Origin of the sequence: Klebsiella sp. 18074 (assembly GCF_902705905.1) — a bacterium.
Classification (GTDB): Bacteria; Pseudomonadota; Gammaproteobacteria; order Enterobacterales; family Enterobacteriaceae; genus Klebsiella; species Klebsiella terrigena.
Window position 1 is genome coordinate 1 of sequence record NZ_CACSIS010000070.1, and the last position, 3,356, is coordinate 3,356.

The 3,356-nt window shown below is 50.0% G+C and carries 2 protein-coding genes and 1 pseudogene; all 3 read right to left on the reverse strand.

Translation table 11 applies throughout. The annotated features are described in order from the left end of the window. Positions 1-195: 195 nt before the first annotated feature. The gene (locus GVK32_RS28410; protein ID WP_159874184.1) at positions 196-2,694 is read right to left on the reverse strand and encodes a host specificity factor TipJ family phage tail protein; all 2,499 of its coding nucleotides are present in this window, start codon (positions 2,692-2,694) and stop codon (positions 196-198) included. After that, positions 2,681-3,073 carry an NlpC/P60 family protein gene (locus GVK32_RS28415; protein ID WP_159874186.1) on the reverse strand — a complete coding sequence of 131 codons (393 nt, stop codon included), beginning with the start codon at positions 3,071-3,073 and terminating at the stop codon, positions 2,681-2,683. Before GVK32_RS28415 ends, GVK32_RS28410 begins: the two co-directional genes overlap by 14 nt. Next, positions 3,073-3,356, reverse strand: a pseudogene (locus tag GVK32_RS28420) (hypothetical protein); the annotation flags it as partial. The pseudogene GVK32_RS28420 and the gene GVK32_RS28415, both read right to left, overlap by 1 nt.

Genomic DNA, 3,356 nt, shown 5'->3' on the forward strand with positions numbered 1-3,356 from the left:
TCAGTGCTGGTAACTACTTTATCCAGCATAGCTCCGGCATAAACACTGTTCCGGATGTCTGTGCTGGGTACCGGTGCCTGCGTAGGTGTCGGGAGTGGAACTTCTGCCATGTGCTTGTCGCCCTATAAATGGCGCACGAAACCCTCAGAAATTAATCTGATGATGTGCGCGAAGGTTAATTATTACTGCTGTGCGTTACGGATAAATCGAGTCTGAATATTCAGAGAGGGTTAATGTCTGGGTGTCGTCGCCATTGGGTTTGGCTGTTTCGACCCGCCAGATAGTGGAGTTAAGTTCTGTATTGGTGGCGATAAAGTACCGACTGGCTACCTGAACTTCGTAACCATCATAGATATTGATATCAAAACTATCTGCAGCAGCGGAGAATGCCTTATTGTTTCCGCTCACTGGATATGCCCGCCACTTACCGTGATAATTACCAAGGCTATCTGTAATCACGACCCACATATCACCGACACCAAAATCAATACGTTCTGACGTAGAAAAAATGTCGCCATTTCTCCCGGTCAGATAGCCCGTTTGCTGGGCGTTGTCGTACATATCTGGCAGCTGAACAACGGCCCCCCTGACCACCTGAGTGGTTTCAAAAACCGTCGCCGTCATCGATAAGCGCGAGTAGAGAAGTTTTCTGGCTTCAAGGTATGCCCGGTCAAGTGCCTGTGGTTTATTCCTGCACCCCAATAAAGACACCGTCATAGCGTGCACTGTCGCATCGTTTACCTCAGCAATTCCATCCTGATCGACAGATAAGTAGATGTATGCTTTATCGTTTGTGACCGGGTCGGTGTAATCGAGTGCTATACCGTTATATCCGCTCGGCAAAGTCATCGCGTAGCTAATTCCGTAGCCATCCCATAACATATTGCTCCGTGCGAAAATCGCGTCAGGAGTTACCACCGCCTCATCGCGCCAGAATGTCAGCATATCCCCCACGTAGTTAAAATTAACCCGGGCTGCATCGCATATGGTCTGAATGCGCTCACCTATTGACTGGCTGGCATCTGAGAACGTGTAATCGAAGTAGGATAATTGCTCATCAGTAAACGATGACTGGATGCTGTAAAGCGTCGCGACATCAATTCGCGATAGCTCCTGCCCCCCGACCACCAACCACTCATGAAGTACTGCATCCGCAAACCTCCGAGAAGGCCTGAGGGTGTAATCAACGAGGCCGGTTGAGGTGTTATAGGTGATGGTATTCCGCTGTGCCAGCAGGTTGTATTTCTGCTCACGGTTTGTGTTCGAAGTATTACTCCCTTTCAGCCTGACAGAGATGATCGTGTCATCGGGATAAACTACATTTTCGCGAACGTTTACGGCATGAATAGCCATTAGTGTTACAACGTTGGAGTCGTTGCTGTTGTTCGTTCTCTCAATGGTTACCGCATAGCGGCCAGCACCGGCGGCAGGCGTATATTTATACGTCTTGCGATAATTTTTGGTAGTGACCTGAAAATCATTATCGAGGGTATATGCAAATGATTCCGCAGTGCCAGGAATGGCGTTATTGTTCTCATCCACCTTCCAGAATTTAATCAGGTAACTGGATTCCCCCGCAGTGGCGCCCAACTGAGTCTGAACGTGAACCCATAACTGCTCCGCTACAATCGGAGAAAATGCCGGGCCGATAACCAGGGCCTGCATATCATTTAGCACAAACTTAGTCAGATTAATGACGGTATCCGCCGGCAGGGAGGTTATTTCCCCTCCGCTAAGATTGCCAATAATGAAGTTGTAATAAACCTGGCTGTCTACCGGATCGATAACTTGCTCTGCGCTCCAGATATCACCGTAACCTGTAACGTCCTTTGTCACAGTCCCGCCACTGCCAGCGTAGCTGACATTGATAACGAACGAGACTGAGTGAGGGAAAGCGAGATCTGCGAAGTACGCGAAATTATCCACGTTCGCGAGCTGCTTAATAACAAGCTGACCATCAATGAACGCGCCGGAAACTATGCTCGTCGATGTTGCGGTTTCTGCCGGGAAATCGTCGCTCTCATTCGGCCCGGGAACCTCTTCACCGTCGATATCATCAAACTGGTAGCCGACATTCATTACACCGATTGTCTCGCCTGGCTGATAAGGCGTATAGCTTGCCCCTGACAGGCTGCCGAGGTTTGATTCTGAGTAACGCACAGAGGAAATCGTGTATTTCCCATAGCCGACCTCAAACCACTCGGTAATGTATTTGTTGTCGTCGATATACTCATACAGCGCTTCCTGTATGAGGTCGGGATAAGACCTGACCTGCCCGTAGATATTTGGACGCCCCTTGTAAAGACGCGCCTTGTTTGTCTGTCCGGTCAGGTCGTTATTTGATGATTCGCCCGTCGCTACTGATGACGCTGATGCGTCAGGTGACTGAACCAGCGCCCCCAGAACCTTGCCGATTATTTTCATGTCGGACTTATAGGTGAATGCTCCCAGGATAATCGCGCTTCCCTTGATGAAGCCCCCACCTTTTGGCTGATCGAATACCTGAATCAGGTCATCAGGCATGATGCGATAGCTCACATCAAAATCATCGTCGAGCTCCCTGCCATTCAGTCGTATCACGACATTATTGTGCAGCTTTAGGCTATCCAGCCAACGTACCAGAGGCAGGCCGGCGTTTATTCTGCCTTTCTCTTTTGGCGCCCCGGGCAGTCGCTGAACCTCATACATTGCCATAAGTCAGAAACTCCATAGTGGTGTAGTGGGCTTTAACCGCAAGGAGGGAATCAAGTCGTACTGTTCCTCCCTCCCCCCGGGAGTGAAGGCACTTTCCGGAAGGCATGACTAACCCGACATGCGCCGGAATATCAGCTGAGTAAAACACCACAACATCGCCTTCTCTTCCCGTGGATGGACGCCAAAAGACAACGTCACCCTCAAAGCAGGTAACAAAGTCTTCGCCGGCCTCGTAACCTTTTGTCTGGTGAATCTCAATGCCAAGGACATGCCTGTAGTAGAGAACAGCCAGTCCCCAGCAGTCCATTTCGTCAAAACTGCAGGCGCGGTCAGCCCACGGCTTGCGTATAACGCGCCGGATAAAATCATCTCTGTTCATCAGGAGTTACTCAATCCAGGATAATTTCTCGTGGTGTATATGATTGGGTTGGTAACTGATAGCGGGTTTGACATCCCCACGGTAATGCTGACGTTGTCCGCATCTCCGGAGACATCCTTCACAAACAGATGGTACGTCTTCAGCGGCGTGGTATCGCCTATCTGATCCCATATCTGGTACGTGAACTGGATCGGAATCATCCGTGCTGCGCCAGTCCAGCCTTTCAGCACGCCTTTCACATCCTGCGTGAACATGGCGAAGCTGATTTTTGTGCTTAGTACCG

Bases quoted from the DNA above. Each gene is read 5' to 3' on its own strand.
- GVK32_RS28415 (WP_159874186.1), bottom strand. From the start codon at position 3,073: ATGAACAGAGATGATTTTATCCGGCGCGTTATACGCAAGCCGTGGGCT.
- GVK32_RS28410 (WP_159874184.1), bottom strand. From the start codon at position 2,694: ATGGCAATGTATGAGGTTCAGCGACTGCCCGGGGCGCCAAAAGAGAAA.